Source organism: Rhodococcus sp. 24CO, from assembly GCF_050586165.1.
In the GTDB taxonomy this organism is placed as follows: domain Bacteria; phylum Actinomycetota; class Actinomycetes; order Mycobacteriales; family Mycobacteriaceae; genus Rhodococcus_F.
The window spans coordinates 512,357-531,659 of sequence record NZ_JAZFNF010000002.1; the positions used below are offsets into that span (position 1 = coordinate 512,357).

Here is a 19,303-nt window from a genome sequence, read left to right on the forward strand (position 1 = left end):
GGATCTACGGTAACGGTTATGACAAACGAGCCTGCTATGCCCGAATCCTGGCGACACTACGAAGACCGGGGTCTGTCCAAGCCTCTCGCGGCGGCACTGGAAGCGTTTGTCGAGCAGGGGTACCACGGGGCCTCGATTCGGGACATCGCAGCGCGAGCGGGGCTCTCGGTGCCAGGTCTGTACCACCACTATCCGTCGAAGCAGGCCTTGCTCGTCGGCTTGACCACGGTGGTGATGGGCGAGTTGCTCGAACGAAGTCATGCCGCCGAGATCGAAGCCGGCCCCGATCCGTCGGATCGCTTCGACGCGGTGATCGAATCACTGTTGCGGTTCCACATGTTTCGACGGGAGCAGTCGTTCATCGCGTCTTCGGAGCTTCGGAGTATGGAACCGGAGGGGCGGGCAAGCTACATCGCTCAGCGTGACGAACAGCAGAAGCAGGTCGACCGGATCATTCTCGACGGAGTTCGAGCGGGTGAGTTCGACGCCGAGTATCCGGTGGACGCGAGTCGGGCCGTGGTGACGATGTGCGTGGCGGTGGCGCAGTGGTATCGGCCGGATGGTGAATTGTCGCCGGACGAGTTGGTGGAGCGGTATTTGGGGATTGCGAGGTGCACGGTGGGGGCGAAGCGGGTGGGGAGGTGACGGTGGGGGCGAAGCGGGTGGGGATGTGACGTTTGGTTGATGCGGCTGGACTTCGGCGATCACCTGGAGTTCTTCAGCAATTCGAGGGCCGCGTCCCGGCCGGCGCCGAAGGGGTCGGTGCCTATACCGATCCCGTCTGCGACGAGGGCACCTTCGTGAAGCAGCATGAGGGACTCGACGAGGCGTTCGTCGGAGTGCCCTTCCGTCGCCAGAATGCGCCGAAAGAGCCCCAACATTTCCTGCTTCTGGTCGGCGATAACAGCGAACACCCGATGTGAGCGATCACTGAACTCGGCGTGCGCGTTGATCATGCTGCACCCCTTGCCTCCGCTCGCCCTGGACCAGGAGGCCGAAGCATCGAACACCGCACTCAACTGTTCGGCGCGACTGTCTCCGGCTGATGCCAGCTTCTTGTCGCGAAAGGCTCGCCACCGCCGATCTCGGTCCTTCAGGTATTCCACGACCAGACCGTCCTTCGAGCCGAACCGCTCGTACAAAGTCTTCTTCGTGACCCCGGCGTCCAGTGCGACGGTATCCACGCCCACGGCGTGAATTCCCTTTTCGTAGAACAACTTCGACGCCGATTCCAGGATACGAAGCGCTTTCGGAGTCAATTCGGGTGTGGATTCCTCTGCCATGGACAAAAGTATACCGATCTGTATAGTCGAATCCATGAGTAAACAGATCGGTATACCTCGGATCGTGACCTCGAGATCTGCCGTGACGGCTACCTTGTCGGCCCTGTTCGTCGCGTGCTGGAGTTCGGGATTCATCGGAGCAAAACTCGGCGCCGGCAGTGCCGAGATCCCCACGTTGCTGATGTGGCGGTTCCTTCCGCTCGCGGCGGTACTCGTGCCGATTGTCTGGCTGTCCGCCCGGCGCCGGAACATGATGCCGACACCGCGGACTCTCGGCAGGCAGGCGGTGATCGGGATGCTCTCTCAGAGCGGCTACCTGTTGTCTGTGTACTGGGCAGTCGATCTCGGCGTGAACACCGGAACCACCGCGCTGATCGACGGTATCCAGCCGCTGGTGGCAGCGGCGCTGCTCGGTCCGGTCCTCGGCGTCGCAGTCCCGCGGATGCAGTGGGTCGGATTGGTGATCGGACTGGGCGGCGTCGCAATGGTCACGGCAGCCGACGCCGGAGCCGGTACATCGGCACCGTGGTGGGCGTACGCGATTCCGTTCCTGGGGATGCTCAGCCTGGTTGCATCGACCTTCGTCCAGCAACGCGCTCCCGCGTCCACGCCACCACTGCAGGCTCTGGCCATCCACTGCTCAACCAGCGCAATAGTTTTCACGGCTCTAGCGGTCGCTTCCGGTAATGCCGTGCCGCCGAGTGGCAACACATTCTGGATCGCATTGCTCTGGTTGATCGTGCTGTCCACCTTCGGCGGTTACGGGCTGTACTGGTTGTTACTCCGTCGCGTCGGAGTTACGTCCGTCAACACGTTGATGTTCCTGATCGCCCCCGTCACCGCGGTCTGGGGTGCGCTGATGTTCGGAGAATCCTTCACTCCGTACACCGCGCTCGGCTTGGCGGTGGGCATCTTCGCAGTCGTAGTGGTCGCTCACGTGGGCAGTCGCCCGAAGAAGCGGGACGAAGCCGATGCGGGAACGGATTCCTGCTCTCGCCAGCGGTGACGGCCTAGACCGCGGGATCGGGTGTGATCCCGCGACGGAGACTGCGAACCGTCAGATCCAACGCTTGCAATCGGGTGCCTGCGCCGCGATTGACGTAGTCCGTCGACGTGTACAGCAGCGACCACAACAGGTTCTGCACCCAGTCCGAACTCATGTCGGGATCGATGGAACCGTCGGAGTGCCCGCGCTCGATGGCGTCGCTGACTCCGCTGTCGTTCGACGCGGACTCGGCAAACGAATCTTCTTGATACACACCAGGTGTGAAGAACAGGACCGTCAGAAGGTCGGCCAGTTCGAAATACTCGTGGCACAGGCGAACCAGTGCTTCGGCGCCGGTGCCGTCACCGAGTCGCGCAGCTGCGCCAGCTTTGTCTACGGCGCGGGTGGCCTCTGACGCGACAGCTTCGACCAGGTCTGACCGTTCGGGAAAGTAGCGGTGCAAGGTGGTTCGGCCGACTTTTGCGGCCGATGCGATTTCGCTGAGCGTCGCGGCGGGTTTGGACGCGAACACCGAAATGGCGGCCTCGAGGATGGCCTTCCGTGTGCGCTCGCGGGTTGCGCTTTGTTCTGGTGCGCTGTGGATCGTTGTCACGAATTCGAAGCGTAGCCGTGTCCGGTTTCGGTATCCAGTCTTTCCGTATCGGAATTTCCTTGCCCTTTTTGGAACATTCGTGTTCCATAAATTCATGCTTGAATCCGATACTCCTACCGCGCCGAAATGGAGCAACCTTCGCGTTCTCTCGGAGTTCGCTCGCCCGCACCTGCCGTCGCTCCTGCTCGGGTTGGTCTTGGCTCTGTGTGGCTCCGCGGCGACACTGGCAACGCCGATGGTCACCAAGTGGGTTCTCGACACACTTGATACCGGCGCTTCGCTGCAAGGGCCGATCCTGACGCTGGTCGTCCTTCTCGTCGTGGGTGCGGTGCTCGGCTGTGCTCAATGGATCGTCCTGGGCACGGCTGCGGAGAAGGTCGTGTTCGACGCCAGGTCCTCGCTGATCAGGCGGTTCCTGGCCGCGACCGTGCCGTCGGTGCAATCGCGGTCAGTCGGCGAATTGGTCACCCGAGTCACGTCGGACACCTTGCTGTTGCGTGAGGCCGCGTCGTCGGCCGCGGTGAACATTCTCAATGCCGCCGCCCTGACCATCGGAACGATTGTCCTGATGGGTGTTCTCGATCTGCCGTTGCTGGGCGTGACCATGGTGGCAATCGTGTTCGCCTCCATTCTCTTTGCCGTTCTGATGCCTCGGATTTCCGCAGCCGAGGCTCGAACCCAGGAATCGCTCGGCAAGCTCGGTGGAGTTCTCGAAGGTGGCTTGCGCGCAATCCGGACGGTCAAGGTGTCACTCGCCGAGGATCGAGTCGGCACTCTTGTGACGAACAATGCGGCCGACGCGAAAAAGCATGCAATCACAGCGGTTCGAGTATCCGCGACCGCATGGACTGTTGCGTGGACCGCCATCCAAGGGTCGATCATCGCCATACTGGGGTTCGGTGCCTGGCGCGTCGCCGACGGCGAAATGGCAGTCTCGACGCTCATTGCATTTTTGCTCTACGCCTTCACTCTGATGGGTCCGGTCTCGGAGCTCGCACAAAACGTGACCTCTGTTCAGTCGGGAATCGCGGCAGCCATCAGGATTCGCGAGATGCAGTCGATGCCCACGGAGACACAGGACGTGGCGGTCGACGTTGTCGAGAAGACCGACCTGGCCGCCCCGCTGATCGAATTGCGCAACGTCACGGTCAGTTACCACGGCTCGACCGAGCCGGCGCTGAGCGACGTCTCGCTGGTCATCCCGCAGCGGGGGCATATGGCAATCGTCGGACCGTCGGGTGCAGGAAAAACCACGTTGCTCTCGACTGTGCTGCGATTTGTCGAACCAGGAACCGGTGAGGTTCTTCTGCACGGAGTCGGATACAACGCGCTCGATCATCGAGCCGTGCGTGAAAGCCTGGCATATGTCGAGCAGGAGACGCCGGTGGTGCCGGGAACGATTCGAGAGAACGTCGTCTTCAGTCATCCCGACGCGACCGATGAAGAAGTGCAGGCTGTTCTGCGTCTACTTCGACTCGACGACGCGATCGAGGCTTTGCCCAACGGGCTCGACACCGCACTGACAGCCACATCGCTGTCGGGTGGACAACGTCAGCGGATAGCGATGGCGCGCGCGGTTCTGCGGCCGAGTGCGTTGCTCCTGCTCGACGAAGCCACTGCCCAGGTCGACACGCTCACCGAAGCCGCGATTGTCGATGCGATCAACGAACGTGCGCGCACCGGAGCCGTCGTGACGATCGCTCATCGACTCTCGACCGTGCGCGACGCAGACTGGATCGTGGTCATGGAAGGCGGCCGGGTTCGCAACATCGGCAACCACGACGAGCTCATGAACAAGGACGACCTGTACCGGGACATGGTGGTTGCCGGCCGGCTCGATCATTCCGAGGCTTTGCTCGAGGATTGTTGACCCGGCGAGTCGGCATGTGCGAGAGTGCTGGTACCGAGCGATCGCTCGGTCGGTCTCACTTGGAGGTGGATGGTGGCAATCGATCTGACGTATGCGCCGGAGGTGACCGCGCTGATCGAGAAGACGCGCGCCTTCACCCGGGATGTAGTTCTCCCGATCGAGGACAAGCACGGCGGCGACATTGCCGTTGCCGGCGGCGACGCAACTCGCATCGAGATGCAGACCGCGGCAAAGGCTGCAGGCGTCTTCGCTCCCCATGCGCCGATCGAATACGGCGGGCACGGCCTCAACATGAGTGATCGTGCGCCGGTATTCGAGGAAGCCGGCTACTCACTGTTCGGTCCCACCGCACTGAACATCGCTGCCCCGGACGAGGGCAACGTCCACATGCTGGCCCACGTGGCAAATGCCGCGCAGAAGGAACAGTTCCTCGCGCCGCTCGCCCGCGGTGACAAGCGTTCGGCTTTTGCCATGACAGAGCCGGCGCCCGGTGCCGGATCCGATCCGTCGGCTCTCAACACCCGCGCCGAGAAGGCCCCGGGTGGCTGGAAGATCAACGGTAAGAAGTGGTTCATCACCGGCGCTGACGGCGCAGGCTTCTTCATCATCATGGCGCGCACGTCGGGTGAACCCGGCCAACGTGGCGGTGCCACAATGTTTCTCGCGCCGGCAGAATCGCCGGGATTGATCGTCGGTCGTCATATCGGCACACTCGACAAGTCCATGATCGGTGGCCACTGCGAGGTCACTTTCGAGGATCTCTTCGTCCCCGGCGAGGCTGTTCTTGGCGAGGTCGACCAGGGCTTCGCGTACGCACAGGTCCGTCTCGGTCCCGCTCGCATGACGCACGTGATGCGCTGGCTGGGCGCGGCGCGTCGCGGGCACGACATCGCCGTGGCCCGGGTGGCGGAGCGCGAAGGGTTCGGTTCCAAGCTCGGTGATCTCGGGATGATCCAGAAGATGATCGCCGACAACGAAATCGACATCGCGGCCACTCGCGCGCTGTTGGTTCAGGCGTGCTGGGAGCTGGATCAGGGAGGACATGCAAGCAACTCCACGTCGATCGCAAAAACGTATGCAGCGGAGGCGATCTTCCGTATCGTCGATCGGTCCATTCAGATGTGCGGCGGTATCGGTGTGTCCGACGACTTGCCTCTCGCGCGACTGTCCCGCGAGGTCCGCCCGTTCCGCGTGTACGACGGACCGTCCGAGGTTCATCGGTGGGCAATCGCGAAGCGCGTTGTGGGAGCGGCACGTCGAGCTGCGCGAGACGGTGCGTGATGACTGAGTTTCCCGGTCTCGACCTCGTTGCCCTGCGGAAGTACCTGCTCGACTCGGACGTCGCGGTAACCGGCGATCTGCGTGCGAAACTGATCTCCGGCGGCAAGTCCAACCTCACCTACGGGATCTACGACGACGCGTCGAGTTGGATTGTGCGCCGCCCTCCGACTGCGGGTTTGACGCCGTCGGCGCATGATGTGGCGCGGGAATTCCGCATCACGTCGGCACTGCAGAACACTGCGGTGCCGGTGGCTCCCACCGTCGCCCTGTGCGAGGACGCGTCGGTGATGGGTGCGACGTTTACCGTCGTCGAGTTCATCGACGGTCAAGTGATCCGGACGAAGTCGGAACTTGATGCTCTTCCCGCAGAACAGGTCACGGCCTGTGTCGATGAACTGGTGCGCGTTCTTGCTGAACTGCATGCCGTCGACTACAACGCGGTCGGTCTCGGAGAGCTAGGGCGTCCTGACGGGTACGTCGCGCGGCAGGTGAAATTGTGGGCCGGTCAATGGTCGCGGGTGAAGGTCGAGGATTCTGCGGACGTCGACCGCTTGGCTTCTGCGCTCTCGGAACTGATTCCGGAGAATTCCGAGTCGTCGATCGTTCACGGTGACTACCGGATCGACAACACGATCCTCGCTGCCGACGATGTCACGAAGGTCGCGGCAGTGGTGGACTGGGAACTGTCCACTCTCGGTGACCCTTTGGCCGATATCGCCATGATGTGCGTGTATCGCCATTCCGCGTTGGACCTTGTTCTCGGGGAGCCGGCAGCCTGGACCAGTTCGTCATTGCCGTCTGTTGCCGATCTGGCCCAGCGCTATTCGCTCGTTTCGGGTCGCGACCTCGGCAACTGGAACTTCTACATGGCACTCGGATTCTTCAAGCTTGCCGTTGTCGCCCAGGGGATCGATCATCGTTTCCGGGCCGGGGCGACAGTCGGTGGTGGTTTCGAGAGTGCGGGAACGGCTGTACCCGAACTGATCTCGGCGGGGCTGAATGCATTGAACGGGAAGTTCGCGTGAGTGCGTCGGCGCTCGTCACAGGCGCATCCAAAGGCATCGGACTGGGCATTGCGACGCGTCTCGCGACGCTCGGATACGGATTGACCATCACGGCGCGAGACAGTGAGAAACTCGACGCAGTTGCCGGGGAACTTCGCCGCGCCGGTTCACCCGACGTTCTGGTCCTAGCCGGCGATATGGCGGACGAGAGCTTTGCGACGGAATTGGTTTCCGCCCACGGAGATCGATTCGGTTCGATGCGTGCACTCATCCTCAACGCTGGTGTGGGGACAAGCGGGCGGATCGCGGACTACCCCATGAAGCGCTTCGACAAGACGCTCGCAGTGAATCTGCGGACGCCGTTGGCGCTGCTTCAGGCGTCGTTGCCGTTCCTGCGAGTGGCAGCGGATGCACACCCGAGTGGCGGAGCAAAGGTCGTTGCGCTGGCATCAATTGCCGGGGTGTACGCCGAAAGTGGTCTGGGTGTTTACGGCGCAACCAAAGCGGCGTTGATATCGATGATCGAAGCGCTCAACGCCGAAGAATCCGGAAACGGCATCAGCGGCACGGCAATTGCTCCGGGATATGTCGACACCGACATGTCGGCCTGGACGCACGATCGGATTACGCCGGAAACCATGATAAAGGTCGACGATATCGTCGAGTTGGTGGACGGACTGCTCAAGCTCTCGTCTCGAGCGGTAGTTCCCAAGATCGTGATGACCCGAGCCGGCACCGACGGCTACGGGGCCTGATCAACCCGGCCGATTCTCGCCACGTTTGCGGAAGAAATGGAACCCGGGCACGCCGACGATCGCCTGTTTCAGGTCTTTGACGACCCCCAGGAGTTCGTGGACTTCGGGGGAGACCGAGTCCAAGGTGGCGAGAATCGGCAGGACAGCAGTGACTCGTTCGGTGAGTTCCGGGAGCTTGTCGATCAGCGTTATGGCGGCTGTGACTTCGGATTCGCTGAGATCATCCGCAAACCTGGCAGCTAACGGAGCCAGTTGAACTGCGATGGGTTCGTACAGTTCGAGAAGTTGCTGCGCGATGTCCGATGTTTGCTCGACGGCTTCGATCAACGTCTCAGCGCGAACAGTGACGGAAGCTGCGCCGACTACGACGCGGTCTGCGTTCTCGGCTATCTGGCTGATTCGCGCAACCAACCTCTCGACGCTTACCAACAGCGCCTCGAGGCGGGCTGGGAGTGTGACTGCGAAAACGACCGTCGACAGCGACCAATGCACCACATCGCTGACGGTGTGGACCAGGCTGGAACGTCCCGGCAAAACTAGAGCCATCACTCGATCCTGCCTGATGAAGGTCGGAAGTGCAGGCATTTCTCACATTCCTGTGAGTCGGGTCGTCTTCGAGATATGAGTAGCTCAGGGCCGGGCGTTCCCACATCTTGGCCATCGCTACTCGATACCTGGAAGGATCGAGACATGGCGCTTAACCGTACCCATACAGTGATCGAGTCGCCGATCGGGCCGTTGACACTGGTCGCGACGGCAAACGGCCTGTGTGGTCTCTACATGGCGGAGCATCGTCACAAGCCGAACGAGTCGACTTTCGGGGAGAGTGCACCCTCGAATTTCGGTGCTGTCCGGGAACAGCTAGACGAGTATTTTTCCGGGGAGCGAACCGAGTTCTCGTTGCCGTTGGACCCGTCGGGCACGCAGTTTCAGCAACGAGTGTGGGATGCGCTGCGGACAATTCCCTACGGCCAGACGTGGTCTTATCTGGAGCTTGCGCAAACTCTTGGCAACCCTCTGGCGATTCGTGCTGTCGCGGCGGCAAACGGTAAGAATCCGATCAGCATCATCGTGCCCTGCCATCGCGTGGTCGGTAGTGACGGGAGTCTGACGGGTTTTGCCGGCGGTCTCGACCGCAAGCGCTTTCTGCTCGAACAAGAGTCCGGCGGAATCTCGGACGTGCTGTTCTGATGGAACGAACTCACATAACTCGGGGCGCGAGCGTTTACCGATCGTGGCACTGAAACCGTTCGAGAACGTCGTGGCAGAGCACGGGGCGGTGGTGCTTCGTGTGTGTCGCGCAGTGGTCGGTCCGATTGATGCCGAAGACGCGTGGTCCGAGACCTTCCTGGCGGCAATGCGTGCCTATCCGGACCTGGATCCCGACGCGAATGTCGAGGCATGGCTGGTGACCATTGCGCACCGCAAAGCCATCGACATCGTGCGAGTGCGAGGGCGCGTCGCGGTTCCCACCGACGACCTTCCGGAATTGCCGACGCGTATCGGCCTTCCCGGAGCGTGGAACCACGAACTCTGGGATGCGCTCGAGCAACTGCCGTTCAAGCAGCGAGCGTCGGTGGCATACCACTTCCTGGGTGGGCTGCCGTACGCGGAGGTCGCCGAAATTCTGGGCAGTACTCCGGCCGCCGCGAGGAAGGCGGGCTCCGACGGTATTGCGTCCCTGCGAAAAACCTACTTGCCCAACACCGTTCCGGAAGGGAGCCGGTCATGACCACAGATGCCGACGTGTTCGGCGCACTTCCCGCGTCCGACCCGGAAGCACTTGCGCGACTGCATTCACGGTTGGCTGATGCGGCTGCGGCGGCGCAATTGATCGATGTTGCCTATCGGATCGTCGACTCGCCGATCGGGAAATTACTCCTCGCTGCAACGGATGTCGGATTGGTGCGGGTGGCGTTTGCCGTCGAGGGACACGACGTCGTGCTGGGACGGCTGGCCGATACTGTCAGTCCTCGTGTCCTGCATCATCCGCGCAGGCTCGACACCGTTGCCCGCGAGCTGGACGAGTACTTTGCCGGCGCCCGAAGGGAATTCGATCTGGATTTGGATTTCCAGCTGGCAAAGGGATTTCGGCGGGAAGTGCTGCGCCACCTCCCGGAGATCGAATATGGCCACACCGCAAGCTATTCGACGGTTGCCGCGGCGTCGGGTAGTCCGCGTGCAGTGCGTGCGGTAGGCACGGCGTGTGCCAAGAACCCACTGCCGTTGGTGGTGCCATGTCACAGGGTTGTCCGAAGTGACGGAAGCCTGGGCCAGTACGCGGGTGGTCCGGAGCGCAAGGCCGTACTGCTGGACCTGGAATCGCGGCAATGAACAAGGCTGTGACGCTGACTCTTCCGTTCACTCCGCCGTATGCGACGGAGCCGTTGATCGGTGCGCTCGAGGCTCATGCAGTCGCCGGACTGGAACGTCACGACGACGGAGTCCATGTGCGCGTCGTCCCGCTGGCGACCGGCCCCGCGATCGTGTCGGTGTCATGGCACGAGGATTGTGTGTCGGTGAGCGTCGACAGGGATACGGACACTGCTCAGCTCGAGTCGGTTGTACGGCGGTGGCTCGATCTCGACGGTGATCATCGTGTGTGGGAGGCGGCGCTGGCGTCGGACGGGACGCTGGCTCCGCTGATCTCGGCCCGGCCAGGTTTACGTGTGCTCGGTAGCGTCGACGGTTTCGAGACTGCGGTGCTGACTGTTCTGGGGCAGCAGGTTTCGCTGGGGGCGGCGCGAACATTTGGTGGACGGTTTGTCGGAGCGTTCGGACTACCCGTGAATCACGAGTTCTCGGCCTTCCCATCGGCGGAGTCTGTAGCGGCCAGTTCTCCGGAGGCGATACAGAAAGCTGTCGGATTGACCAGTGCGCGTGCACGAACGGTGCACACCTTGGCGATTGCCGCTGCCGAGTATCTTGATCTCGGCTGGGATGCCGACCCGCTGCGATTTCGGGCTGATCTTCTAGCTCTGCCAGGAATCGGGCCGTGGACTGCCGACTATCTGACCGTGAGGATCCTCGGAGATCGGGACGCGTTTGTGCCGGATGATCTGGTTCTCAAACGCGCGTTGGGTGTGTCGTCCGGCAAGGAAGCTGCGGCATTGTCGGAGCAATGGCGACCGTGGCGCGCTTACGCGTTGTTTCATCTGTGGACGAAAGAAGCTTTTCTCTAGTCAGTCTTTCGAGGTCGCCAGGCTAGATGGCCACCAGATTTTCTTGCCGATGTCGTGGGACAGAGCGGGAACCAGGACGCTGCGCACTATGATCGTGTCCAGCAGCACGCCGAACGCAACGGCAAAACCGATCTCGGCCAAGAAGACCAGTGGAAGAATTCCTAGGACGGCAAACGTTGCCGCCAACACGATCCCGGCCGAAGTGATGACGCCGCCGGTGACGGCAAGTCCTCGCAATACACCTGCGCGAGTGCCGAATTCACCGGTTTCCTCGCGAACGCGGGTCATCAGGAAGATGTTGTAGTCGATGCCCAGCGCTACGAGGAAGACAAACGAGTAGAGCGGGAATGACTGGTCAGCACCCGCAAAACCGAAGACGTGAGTGAAGAAGAAACCGCTGACGCCCAAGGTGGCAGCAAACGAAAGGACCACCGTTGCAATCAGAATCACGGGGATGACCAGCGCGCGAAGAAGTATGGCAAGAACAACGAAGATTACCGCCAGCACGATGGGGATGATGAGATTGCGGTCGCGCACGGACGCCGCTTGAACGTCGAGAGTGGTTGCGGTGCTGCCGCCAACAAGAGCGTCGGCGCCCGGGACTTCGTGGACAGCGGTGCGGAGGCGCTTGATCGTCTCGAGTGCCTGCGGGGAATCGTATGAATCGACAAGCATCGCGTTGATCATGGTTCGCCCGTTGATCGGCGGGGCGGTGAAGCCCGGTGGGGCACAGCCAGCGGCCGCTGCCTGGGCGACGGCGGCTGGATTGGTCTTGATCAATTCGCTGACCTTCGCGACGTCAACTTGCGTGCATACGGACCCGGCGTCCTGGGATATGCCCTCGACAGCGCTTGCCGCCTTGATGACCGCGTCGGACTGATCCGCGTTGGCAGTGATGACGGCCGGTGCGCCGGCTCCCGGGTCGAACGCGGAATCGTAGAGTTCTTGCCCGACAACGGCATCCGGAGTGTTGGTGAAGTTCTGGGCCGCGGTCAGCCCATCGGTTTTCAGGCTTCCGATTCCGGCCGCGAACAACACGATGAGCAGAATCGACGCGCCGATCCACAACGAGCGATCCCTGTTGCCGACGGTTGTCGCGATCTTGCCCCACATGCCGTGCGTCGCAAGATCTGCGGCGTGATCGACGCGTGGTGTCCGGGGCCAGAACACCCAGCGGCCGACCACCGCCAGTGCAACGGGCATGAACGTCATCATCACCAGATACGTGCAGGCAATCCCGATCGCGGCCACCGGGCCGAGGCTCTTGTTGGAGTTCAACTGCGAGAAGGTCAGACAGAGCAATCCGAGAACGACGGTGACAGCCGAAGCCGTGATCGCGGGCGCCGATTCGCGCCACGCTCGGATCATCGCGTCGAATCGATTGGGATAGCTGTGAAGTTCTTCGCGGTATCGCGAAATGAGCAGCAGCGCATAGTCGGTGCCCGCACCGATCACGAGTACGAACAGGATTCCCTGAGATTGACCGGTCAAAGTCAGGATCTCGGCCTTCGCGAGGAAGTAGATCACCATCGACGACAAGCCGATGGCCAGGAGCGCCGAGAACAGCGGAAAGAACCACAGCACCGGCGATCGGTAGACCACCAGCAGGATCAGTATGACAACCAGTAACGCCGCGCCGAGGAGTGCACTGTCCAACCCGGCAAACGCGTCGATGAATGCCACCAGGAGCCCGCCAGGCCCGGCGGGTAGTACTTCGAGGTCGCCGGCAGCCTTCTCAGCAGCGTCGAGGACGTTCTGTTCGGTTGCCGCCAGCTCCTCGCCGGACACCGCGGTGCCGTCGTCCTTGGCGATCAGCGGCACAAAAATGGATGCAATGGTGCCGTCGGCGGAGAATTGTGTTGGCTGCATTCCGTCTGCGTCGACGCCGGGTACTCCGGAAATGGCTTGGCGTGCAGATTCGACAGCGGCTTTTGTCCGCATCGGACAGCGCAGAATCCCGATGGAATACGACAAAACCAGGAATGGTCTCCACCGGAAGGAATTTCGCGGATTCATTCGCAACGACGGTGGACTCCGCCGAACTCGGAAGATACGACGAGTTGTCGTTCTTCTGAACCTCCGCGAGTTTGCTTTGGAAAGAACCGCCGAATCCGCCCGCGACAAAGGCGAAGATCGCCAATGCGATCACCGTGAATATCGGCAGGCGGAAGGCTCTGGTCGCTCTGCCGTCGTTCTTTTCCGCGTCAGTGGAATCCAGTTTGGTCATCGTTCTCCTGGGGGCACATGAGGCCGGCACCGATAAAACAACATTTTCAGTAGAACACGCGAGCAGGCGCGGTGGAACTACCGCAATTGGGGTACCCGTTCATGCGAGGAACACAACTTTCACGCGCAGGAGGTACAGCGACCCGGTTGTCGAAGCCGATATGAGTCACCACTTCTACCGATCGGTTGGAGAGATCTATGTCAACCACCGAAATGCTCGAACTCGAGCGCACCATCGACCATCTCCGTCACTGTGTCGGTTCGCTGCGGTCCTTGTACGGCGACGTACCGCAGGTCCGCCGGTTGGCCAATGATCTGGAGCGCCTGGAGATCGACTCCGGCGATCTGGCCGCGTCACCGCCGCACCTGACCCATCACGAACAGGCCGAACGAATTCCCGTGCCCGACACGCCGTACGACGCGTCGATGTGGCAGGGCGCCGATGACGAGGGTATCGGCGGCCACCCGACCGAGCACGACGGATGAGTGCACCACCGGTCGATTCGAGTGGGGTCGGTGCGCCTTCGCGTGCTCGCATTGCGCCGCGCACGCTGAGAACGGACCGGTGGTGGCGAGCGCCGCTGCTGACCGTACTGGGATTGTCCGTCTTCCTGGTCTACGCGACGATCCGGGCGTTTGTCCGCAGCGCGTACTGGGTCGCGGAATACCATTACCTGACGCCGTTCTATTCTCCGTGCCTGAGCGACTCGTGTGCTCCGGGTTCCAGCGATTTCGGCACACCGATCGGTGAGTTGCCGATGTGGATTCCGCTCGGGTTCCTGGTGCTGCCATTTCTGCTGGGCTTCCGGCTGACCTGTTACTACTACCGCAAGGCCTATTACCGGTCGGTGTGGCTGTCGCCGCCTGCGTGTGCGGTCGCGGAACCACATCGCGCGTACTCGGGCGAAACACGGCTTCCGCTGATCATCCAGAACTCGCATCGGTACTTTTTCTACGTGGCGCTTGTTGTGTCGATCATCAATACCTACGACGCGATTCGGGCTTTCCACGGAGCAGACGGTGGCTTCGGGATAGGTCTCGGCACGCTGATCCTTGTGGGCAACGTGTGCTTGCTGTGGGCCTATACGGTGTCGTGCCATTCGTGCCGCCACGTCACGGGAGGACGGCTCACCCATTTTTCGAAACATCCGATCCGCTACTGGTTGTGGACACAGGTGAGCAAACTCAACACGCGGCACATGCAGCTTGCGTGGACCACGCTCGGCACGCTGATGATCACCGATTTCTACATCATGCTCGTGGCCAGTGGGACGATCGACGACCTGCGTCTGATCAATTGACCACCCAATTCTTCAGGGAGAGTGAATGACCGAAGTCGAACGGCACACTTACGACGTCGTGGTGATCGGAGCCGGCGGAGCCGGGCTACGCGCGGTGATCGAGGCCAGAGAACAGGGACTTTCCGTTGCCGTGGTTTGTAAGTCGCTGTTCGGCAAGGCTCACACCGTGATGGCGGAGGGTGGGTGCGCTGCCGCGATGGGCAATGCCAACGAGAAGGACACCTGGCAGACGCACTTCCAGGACACGATGCGCGGTGGCAAATTCCTCAACAACTGGCGGATGGCGGAGCTGCACGCGCGTGAGGCGCCGGATCGGGTGTGGGAACTCGAAAGCTATGGCGCACTGTTCGATCGGACGCCGGATGGGCGAATCAGTCAACGTAACTTCGGTGGTCACACCTATCCCCGGCTCGCTCACGTCGGTGACCGCACCGGTCTCGAGATCATTCGGACGATGCAGCAGAAGATTGTCTCGCTTCAGCAGGAAGACTTCGCGGCCACGGGAGACTACGAGGCCCGGATCAAGGTTTTCGCGGAATGCACCATCTCGGAACTGACCAAGGACGGCGACCGTATTTCCGGTGCCTTCGGATACTGGCGTGAGAGCGGACGGTGCGTACTGTTCGAAGCGCCGGCGGTGGTGATGGCCACCGGCGGAATTGGCAAGTCGTTCAAGGTCACATCCAATTCCTGGGAGTACACCGGAGACGGACACGCGCTGGCACTCCGCGCGGGCGCCAACTTGATCAACATGGAGTTCGTTCAGTTCCACCCGACGGGCATGGTGTGGCCGCCGAGCGTCAAGGGCATCCTCGTGACGGAGGGAGTACGTGGCGACGGTGGGGTGCTCAAGAACTCCGAGGGCGACCGCTTCATGTTTTCCTACATTCCACCGGTGTTCAAGGGACAGTACGCGGAGACGGCAGAAGAAGCCGATCGTTGGTACGAGGACCAGGAGAACAACAGGCGCACCCCTGATCTGCTACCCCGCGACGAGGTGGCCCGCGCCATCAACACCGAGGTGAAGGAGGGACGCGAAACCCCGCATGGCGGTGTGTACCTCGACATCGCGTCCCGGATGCCGGCCGAGGAAATCAAGCGCCGGTTGCCGTCGATGTATCACCAGTTCAAGGAGCTCGCGGACGTCGACATCACGAAAGAACAAATGGAAGTTGGTCCGACCTGCCACTACGTGATGGGCGGGATCGAGGTGGACCCCGACTCCGGTTCATCGAACGTGCCAGGGCTTTTTGCGGCGGGGGAGTGTTCCGGCGGAATGCACGGGTCCAACCGGCTGGGCGGAAATTCACTGTCGGATTTGCTCGTGTTCGGTAGGCGAGCGGGTCTTGGCGCCGCGACCTATGTGAAGTCGCTGCCTGCCCGACCGATCGTGGCAGACGACGACGTGGATGCTGCATCGCGGATGTTGCTCTCGCCGTTCGAAACTCAGGGTGAGGCTGGTGTGCTCGAGAACCCGTACACCCTGCACACCGAACTGCAGCAGACGATGAACGACTTGGTCGGCATCATCCGCACCGCTGAGGAAGTCGACCGAGCGCTACGCACGCTCGACGACATCAAACGACGGATCGATTCGGTTGTGGTGGAGGGGCACCGGCAGTTCAATCCGGGATGGCATCTGGCTGTGGACCTGCGAAACATGGTGCTGGTCAGCGAATGTGTAGCGAAGGCTGCGCTCCTGCGCACCGAGAGCCGGGGCGGACATACTCGAGACGATCACCCGGCGATGGCTGCGCAGTGGCGCAACACCTTGCTGGTGTGCGCCGTGGACGCAGCGGTGGCTGGGCGCCCGAATGTCGTTGTTCCCGACGTGCAGGTCACCTCCGAGCCGCAATCTCCGATGCGACCGGACCTTTTGGCGCTCTTCGATATCGACGAGTTGGCTAAGTACTACACCGACTCCGAACTTGCCGGCCATCCGGGAAGGACTACCTGACATGGGCTACGACGCGAGTTTCCGGGTGTGGCGTGGTGACGCAGATGGTGGTGAGTTGCGGGACTATTCGGTTCCGGTGAACGAGGGTGAGGTGGTGCTCGACATCATTCACCGGTTGCAGGCCACGCAGACTCCGGACCTCGCGGTGCGATGGAACTGCAAGGCGGGCAAGTGCGGATCGTGCTCGGCGGAGATCAACGGACGTCCACGGCTGATGTGTATGACACGGATGTCGACTTTCGCGGAGGACGAGGTGGTGACCGTGACTCCGATGCGCGCCTTCCCGATCATCCGTGACCTGGTCACCGATGTCTCGTTCAATTACCGGAAGGCACGCGAGATTCCGTCGTTCACACCGCCACCCGGCTTGGCTCCCGGCGAGTACCGAATGCAGCAGATCGACGTCGCCCGCTCGCAGGAGTTCCGCAAGTGCATCGAATGCTTCCTGTGTCAGAACACTTGTCACGTCGTGCGTGATCACGAGGACAACAAGGAGGCGTTTTCCGGCCCCCGCTTCTTCATTCGGATCGCCGAACTCGAAATGCACCCTCTCGATACAGCAGACCGTCGGGACGCCGCGCAAGACCAGTCCGGACTCGGTCTGTGCAACATCACCAAATGCTGTACCGAGGTGTGCCCGGAGGACATCAAGATCACCGACAACGCGATCATCCCGATGAAGGAACGAGTGGTGGATCGGCGCTACGACCCGTTGGTCTGGCTGGGCAACAAGATTTTTCGTCGTGGTGAATCCTGATTCGGGTCAGAAAATTCCTCGAGAGATCGCGCGACTGGCTGCCTGCAGTGCCGGGACGAGGGGAGCACTGCCGGTGTCGAGTGGAACGACAACGGATAGCGCCGCTACGACGTCGCGAGAGCGGCGAATGGGCGACGCTATCGCCAGCGTGCCGAGATTGAGGTACTGGCGAGCTACGACGACGTCGGTGCGGCGGATCTCGGCCAGCAGAGTGCGCAGCGTCGGTTCCTCGGTGATCGTGAAGGGCGTCAACGCCCGCAACCCGGCCGCGACAACGTCGTCGAAGACGTCCTGGGAAGCATGAGCCAGAAGCACCAGTCCGCCGCTGGAAGCGTGCAGCGGCAATCGTCCACCTGCCCGGCCGACGAGTCCGACGGCGTCGTGGCTCGACAACCGCTCGAGGTAGACCGCCTCGAGGTTGTCGCGGACAACCAATTGCACGTTCTGCCCGGTGATTTCGTGCAAGTCCTCCATGAACGGCATTGCGACGGAACGTAAACCGTGTGCTCGGGGCGCACGGGACCCGATCTCCCAGACCCGAAGTCCGATCTGAAACCGGCCGTCGTCTCCACGTTCGAGCGCTCCGAGCCTGGTGAGTTCTCGGCAGATGCGAAAGACCGTCGGCACCGGCAATTCGGAACCCAGTGCAAGTTCGGTGATTGTCTGGCGGGGGTGCTGCGGAGTGAACAGATCGAGCAGGACCATAGCTCGTTCCAGCATCCCCGGCGGAGTAGCGACTTCTTTCACTCAACGAAAACTACCTTGTTGGCAGCCCCCGTGTCCCGCGACCATCCAATCAGTGAAAGTTTTTCCTACCGAGGAGAGTTCTATGAGTCTGCCGCCCATTCGCACCCAGGTCGGTATCGTCGGGGCCGGACCGGCCGGTCTGATGCTCTCTCATCTTCTTCATCTTCAGGGGATCGATTCCGTTGTCCTGGAATGCCGTACCCGCGAAGACGTCGAAGGAACGATCCGGGCGGGAATTCTCGAGCAGAACACTGTGGATTTGATGATCGCAACCGGCGTGGGTGATCGGTTACTCGCGGAAGGCCATCGCCACACCGGTACCCAGATCAGGTTCGCCGGTGAGGGTCGTCGCGTCGATTTCGAGGGACTCACCGGTCGGGCAGTGACGGTGTACCCGCAGCATGAGGTGCTCATCGACCTGATCGCACGCCGACTGGCAGACGGTGGGGACATTCGCTTCGGCGTCAGTGACGTCGAGGTACACGAGCACACTGGCGATCACCCGTTCATCACGTTTGTCGACGCCGACGGTCAGGCGCAGCGGCTGGACTCCGAACTTGTTGCGGGATGCGATGGTTCGCGAACCGGGACGCGCCACCTCATTCCGGAGCCCGAGGTACGTACCGACTACTTCCGCCAGTACCCGTTCGTCTGGTTCGGCATTCTTGCCGAAGCTCCCCGAACCTCGGACGAACTCATCTACGCCCACAGCCCGCGGGGATTTTCACTCTGCAGCACGCGATCCGAAACCGTCCAACGGCACTATCTACAGGTTTCGGTGGACGACACTGTCGACGACTGGTCGGACGATCGAATCTGGGACGAGTTGCACCGACGCGTGGACGGACCTGGCGTCGAGGTCAAGGAGGGGGCCATCTTCTCGAAGAGCATCCTGCCGTTCCGTAGCTTTGTGTGTGAACCCATGCAATCCGGCCGCTTGTTCTTGGCCGGGGACGCCGCGCACACTGTCCCGCCGACCGGCGCAAAGGGTATGAACCTGGCGCTGGCAGACGTGTGGGTACTGGCCGACGCCATGGTCGGCTTCTTTACCTCCGGGGATCGACAAGCCCTCGACGGCTACTCTTCGGCTGTGTTGCCAAGGGTGTGGCGTGCTCAGCATTTTTCGTGGTGGATGTCGACGATGCTGCATACAGCGCCTGATGCGTCGCCGTTCGACATCAAGCGCCAGGAAGCCGAACTCGATGTTGTGACCAGCTCCGAAGCGGGACTGACCTTGATTGCCGAGAATTACACCGGGATGCCGCTGCCGCAGCTCGTTCACGCGTTGCCCTAGCAGTAGGCCGCCTGCCAAAAAGTCCGCATTGCCCCTTTTTTATCTGAA

At 61.7% G+C, this 19,303-nt stretch carries 19 protein-coding genes and 1 pseudogene; 15 read left to right on the plus strand and 5 right to left on the minus strand.

All coding sequences use genetic code 11. The features are described 5' to 3' along the window. Window positions 1-18: 18 nt before the first annotated feature. The gene (locus V2B23_RS06655) at window positions 19-645 is read left to right on the plus strand and encodes a TetR/AcrR family transcriptional regulator (RefSeq protein WP_430949616.1); all 627 of its coding nucleotides are present in this window, start codon (window positions 19-21) and stop codon (window positions 643-645) included. Window positions 646-704: 59 nt separating this feature from the next. Here V2B23_RS06655 and V2B23_RS06660 read toward each other — a convergent pair whose 3' ends face one another. Next, window positions 705-1,283 (minus strand): TetR/AcrR family transcriptional regulator, encoded by a 579-nt coding sequence (locus V2B23_RS06660; protein ID WP_430949617.1) that lies wholly within the window; start codon window positions 1,281-1,283, stop codon window positions 705-707. A gap of 34 nt (window positions 1,284-1,317) precedes the next feature. On the opposite strand from V2B23_RS06660, the gene V2B23_RS06665 reads away from it, so the two are divergent. Continuing rightward, a complete protein-coding gene (locus V2B23_RS06665; RefSeq protein ID WP_430949618.1) occupies window positions 1,318-2,289 on the plus strand; it encodes a DMT family transporter in 972 nt (323 codons plus the stop codon). 4 nt (window positions 2,290-2,293) lie between these two features. Here the strand turns inward: V2B23_RS06665 and V2B23_RS06670 are convergent, their stop codons facing one another. Beyond that, entirely contained in the window at window positions 2,294-2,881 is a 588-nt protein-coding gene (locus tag V2B23_RS06670; protein WP_430949619.1) for a TetR/AcrR family transcriptional regulator, read from the minus strand. Between the two features lie 94 nt (window positions 2,882-2,975). Here V2B23_RS06670 and V2B23_RS06675 point away from each other — a divergent pair, with 94 nt between their 5' ends. The 4 genes from V2B23_RS06675 (at window position 2,976) to V2B23_RS06690 (ending at window position 7,791) form a co-directional block, all read left to right on the plus strand. Continuing rightward, the gene (locus tag V2B23_RS06675) at window positions 2,976-4,751 is read left to right on the plus strand and encodes an ABC transporter ATP-binding protein (RefSeq protein ID WP_430949620.1); all 1,776 of its coding nucleotides are present in this window, start codon (window positions 2,976-2,978) and stop codon (window positions 4,749-4,751) included. A 72-nt stretch (window positions 4,752-4,823) separates the two neighbouring features. After that, window positions 4,824-6,032, plus strand: a complete 1,209-nt coding sequence (locus V2B23_RS06680) for an acyl-CoA dehydrogenase family protein (RefSeq protein WP_430949748.1) — start codon at window positions 4,824-4,826, stop codon at window positions 6,030-6,032. Then, entirely contained in the window at window positions 6,032-7,057 is a 1,026-nt protein-coding gene (locus V2B23_RS06685; protein ID WP_430949621.1) for a phosphotransferase family protein, read from the plus strand. The genes V2B23_RS06680 and V2B23_RS06685 overlap by 1 nt, the downstream gene beginning before the upstream one ends. Next, window positions 7,054-7,791 (plus strand): SDR family NAD(P)-dependent oxidoreductase, encoded by a 738-nt coding sequence (locus tag V2B23_RS06690; RefSeq protein WP_430949622.1) that lies wholly within the window; start codon window positions 7,054-7,056, stop codon window positions 7,789-7,791. Before V2B23_RS06685 ends, V2B23_RS06690 begins: the two co-directional genes overlap by 4 nt. Here V2B23_RS06690 and V2B23_RS06695 read toward each other — a convergent pair whose 3' ends face one another. After that, window positions 7,792-8,337: a ribulose 1,5-bisphosphate carboxylase large subunit gene (locus V2B23_RS06695; protein ID WP_430949623.1), complete on the minus strand. Its 546-nt coding sequence runs from the start codon at window positions 8,335-8,337 to the stop codon at window positions 7,792-7,794. Window positions 8,338-8,481: 144 nt separating this feature from the next. Here V2B23_RS06695 and V2B23_RS06700 point away from each other — a divergent pair, with 144 nt between their 5' ends. The 4 genes from V2B23_RS06700 to V2B23_RS06715 are packed head-to-tail and all read left to right on the plus strand — an operon-like array spanning window position 8,482 to window position 10,973. Beyond that, complete coding sequence (locus V2B23_RS06700) at window positions 8,482-8,982, plus strand: methylated-DNA--[protein]-cysteine S-methyltransferase (RefSeq protein ID WP_430949624.1); 501 nt, start codon at window positions 8,482-8,484, stop codon at window positions 8,980-8,982. A gap of 43 nt (window positions 8,983-9,025) precedes the next feature. Then, on the plus strand, window positions 9,026-9,523 hold the full coding sequence (locus V2B23_RS06705; protein ID WP_430949625.1) for an RNA polymerase sigma factor: 498 nt from the start codon (window positions 9,026-9,028) through the stop codon (window positions 9,521-9,523). After that, window positions 9,520-10,125, plus strand: a complete 606-nt coding sequence (locus V2B23_RS06710; protein ID WP_430949626.1) for a methylated-DNA--[protein]-cysteine S-methyltransferase — start codon at window positions 9,520-9,522, stop codon at window positions 10,123-10,125. Before V2B23_RS06705 ends, V2B23_RS06710 begins: the two co-directional genes overlap by 4 nt. Further along, a complete protein-coding gene (locus tag V2B23_RS06715) occupies window positions 10,122-10,973 on the plus strand; it encodes a DNA-3-methyladenine glycosylase family protein (RefSeq protein WP_430949627.1) in 852 nt (283 codons plus the stop codon). The genes V2B23_RS06710 and V2B23_RS06715 overlap by 4 nt, the downstream gene beginning before the upstream one ends. On the opposite strand, the pseudogene V2B23_RS06720 reads toward V2B23_RS06715, so the two are convergent. After that, window positions 10,974-13,200: pseudogene (locus tag V2B23_RS06720) on the minus strand (MMPL family transporter). 197 nt (window positions 13,201-13,397) lie between these two features. Between V2B23_RS06720 and V2B23_RS06725 the strand changes: the two are divergent. From V2B23_RS06725 to V2B23_RS06740, 4 genes are read left to right on the plus strand one after another with little or no spacing between them, the layout of a single operon-like run. Then, a complete protein-coding gene (locus V2B23_RS06725; protein WP_430949628.1) occupies window positions 13,398-13,685 on the plus strand; it encodes a hypothetical protein in 288 nt (95 codons plus the stop codon). Beyond that, on the plus strand, window positions 13,682-14,500 hold the full coding sequence (locus tag V2B23_RS06730) for a hypothetical protein (protein WP_430949629.1): 819 nt from the start codon (window positions 13,682-13,684) through the stop codon (window positions 14,498-14,500). The genes V2B23_RS06725 and V2B23_RS06730 overlap by 4 nt, the downstream gene beginning before the upstream one ends. A gap of 25 nt (window positions 14,501-14,525) precedes the next feature. Then, entirely contained in the window at window positions 14,526-16,457 is a 1,932-nt protein-coding gene (locus V2B23_RS06735) for a fumarate reductase/succinate dehydrogenase flavoprotein subunit (RefSeq protein ID WP_430949630.1), read from the plus strand. 1 nt (window position 16,458) lies between these two features. Then, complete coding sequence (locus tag V2B23_RS06740) at window positions 16,459-17,214, plus strand: succinate dehydrogenase/fumarate reductase iron-sulfur subunit (RefSeq protein ID WP_430949631.1); 756 nt, start codon at window positions 16,459-16,461, stop codon at window positions 17,212-17,214. A gap of 6 nt (window positions 17,215-17,220) precedes the next feature. On the opposite strand, the gene V2B23_RS06745 is transcribed toward V2B23_RS06740, so the two are convergent. Continuing rightward, window positions 17,221-17,934: an IclR family transcriptional regulator gene (locus tag V2B23_RS06745; RefSeq protein ID WP_430949749.1), complete on the minus strand. Its 714-nt coding sequence runs from the start codon at window positions 17,932-17,934 to the stop codon at window positions 17,221-17,223. 109 nt (window positions 17,935-18,043) lie between these two features. On the opposite strand from V2B23_RS06745, the gene V2B23_RS06750 reads away from it, so the two are divergent. Next, complete coding sequence (locus V2B23_RS06750; protein WP_430949632.1) at window positions 18,044-19,255, plus strand: 4-hydroxybenzoate 3-monooxygenase; 1,212 nt, start codon at window positions 18,044-18,046, stop codon at window positions 19,253-19,255. The last annotated feature ends 48 nt before the right edge of the window (window positions 19,256-19,303 follow it).

Excerpts from the sequence above, each read along its gene's own strand:
- V2B23_RS06655 (WP_430949616.1), top strand. The coding sequence starts at position 19 with ATGACAAACGAGCCTGCTATGCCCGAATCCTGGCGACACTACGAAGAC.
- V2B23_RS06660 (WP_430949617.1), bottom strand. The coding sequence starts at position 1,283 with ATGGCAGAGGAATCCACACCCGAATTGACTCCGAAAGCGCTTCGTATC.
- V2B23_RS06665 (WP_430949618.1), top strand. The coding sequence starts at position 1,318 with ATGAGTAAACAGATCGGTATACCTCGGATCGTGACCTCGAGATCTGCC.
- V2B23_RS06675 (WP_430949620.1), top strand. The coding sequence starts at position 2,976 with ATGCTTGAATCCGATACTCCTACCGCGCCGAAATGGAGCAACCTTCGC.
- V2B23_RS06685 (WP_430949621.1), top strand. The coding sequence starts at position 6,032 with ATGACTGAGTTTCCCGGTCTCGACCTCGTTGCCCTGCGGAAGTACCTG.
- V2B23_RS06695 (WP_430949623.1), bottom strand. The coding sequence starts at position 8,337 with ATGGCTCTAGTTTTGCCGGGACGTTCCAGCCTGGTCCACACCGTCAGC.
- V2B23_RS06700 (WP_430949624.1), top strand. The coding sequence starts at position 8,482 with ATGGCGCTTAACCGTACCCATACAGTGATCGAGTCGCCGATCGGGCCG.
- V2B23_RS06710 (WP_430949626.1), top strand. The coding sequence starts at position 9,520 with ATGACCACAGATGCCGACGTGTTCGGCGCACTTCCCGCGTCCGACCCG.
- V2B23_RS06715 (WP_430949627.1), top strand. The coding sequence starts at position 10,122 with ATGAACAAGGCTGTGACGCTGACTCTTCCGTTCACTCCGCCGTATGCG.
- V2B23_RS06725 (WP_430949628.1), top strand. The coding sequence starts at position 13,398 with ATGTCAACCACCGAAATGCTCGAACTCGAGCGCACCATCGACCATCTC.
- V2B23_RS06730 (WP_430949629.1), top strand. The coding sequence starts at position 13,682 with ATGAGTGCACCACCGGTCGATTCGAGTGGGGTCGGTGCGCCTTCGCGT.
- V2B23_RS06735 (WP_430949630.1), top strand. The coding sequence starts at position 14,526 with ATGACCGAAGTCGAACGGCACACTTACGACGTCGTGGTGATCGGAGCC.
- V2B23_RS06740 (WP_430949631.1), top strand. The coding sequence starts at position 16,459 with ATGGGCTACGACGCGAGTTTCCGGGTGTGGCGTGGTGACGCAGATGGT.
- V2B23_RS06745 (WP_430949749.1), bottom strand. The coding sequence starts at position 17,934 with ATGCTGGAACGAGCTATGGTCCTGCTCGATCTGTTCACTCCGCAGCAC.
- V2B23_RS06750 (WP_430949632.1), top strand. The coding sequence starts at position 18,044 with ATGAGTCTGCCGCCCATTCGCACCCAGGTCGGTATCGTCGGGGCCGGA.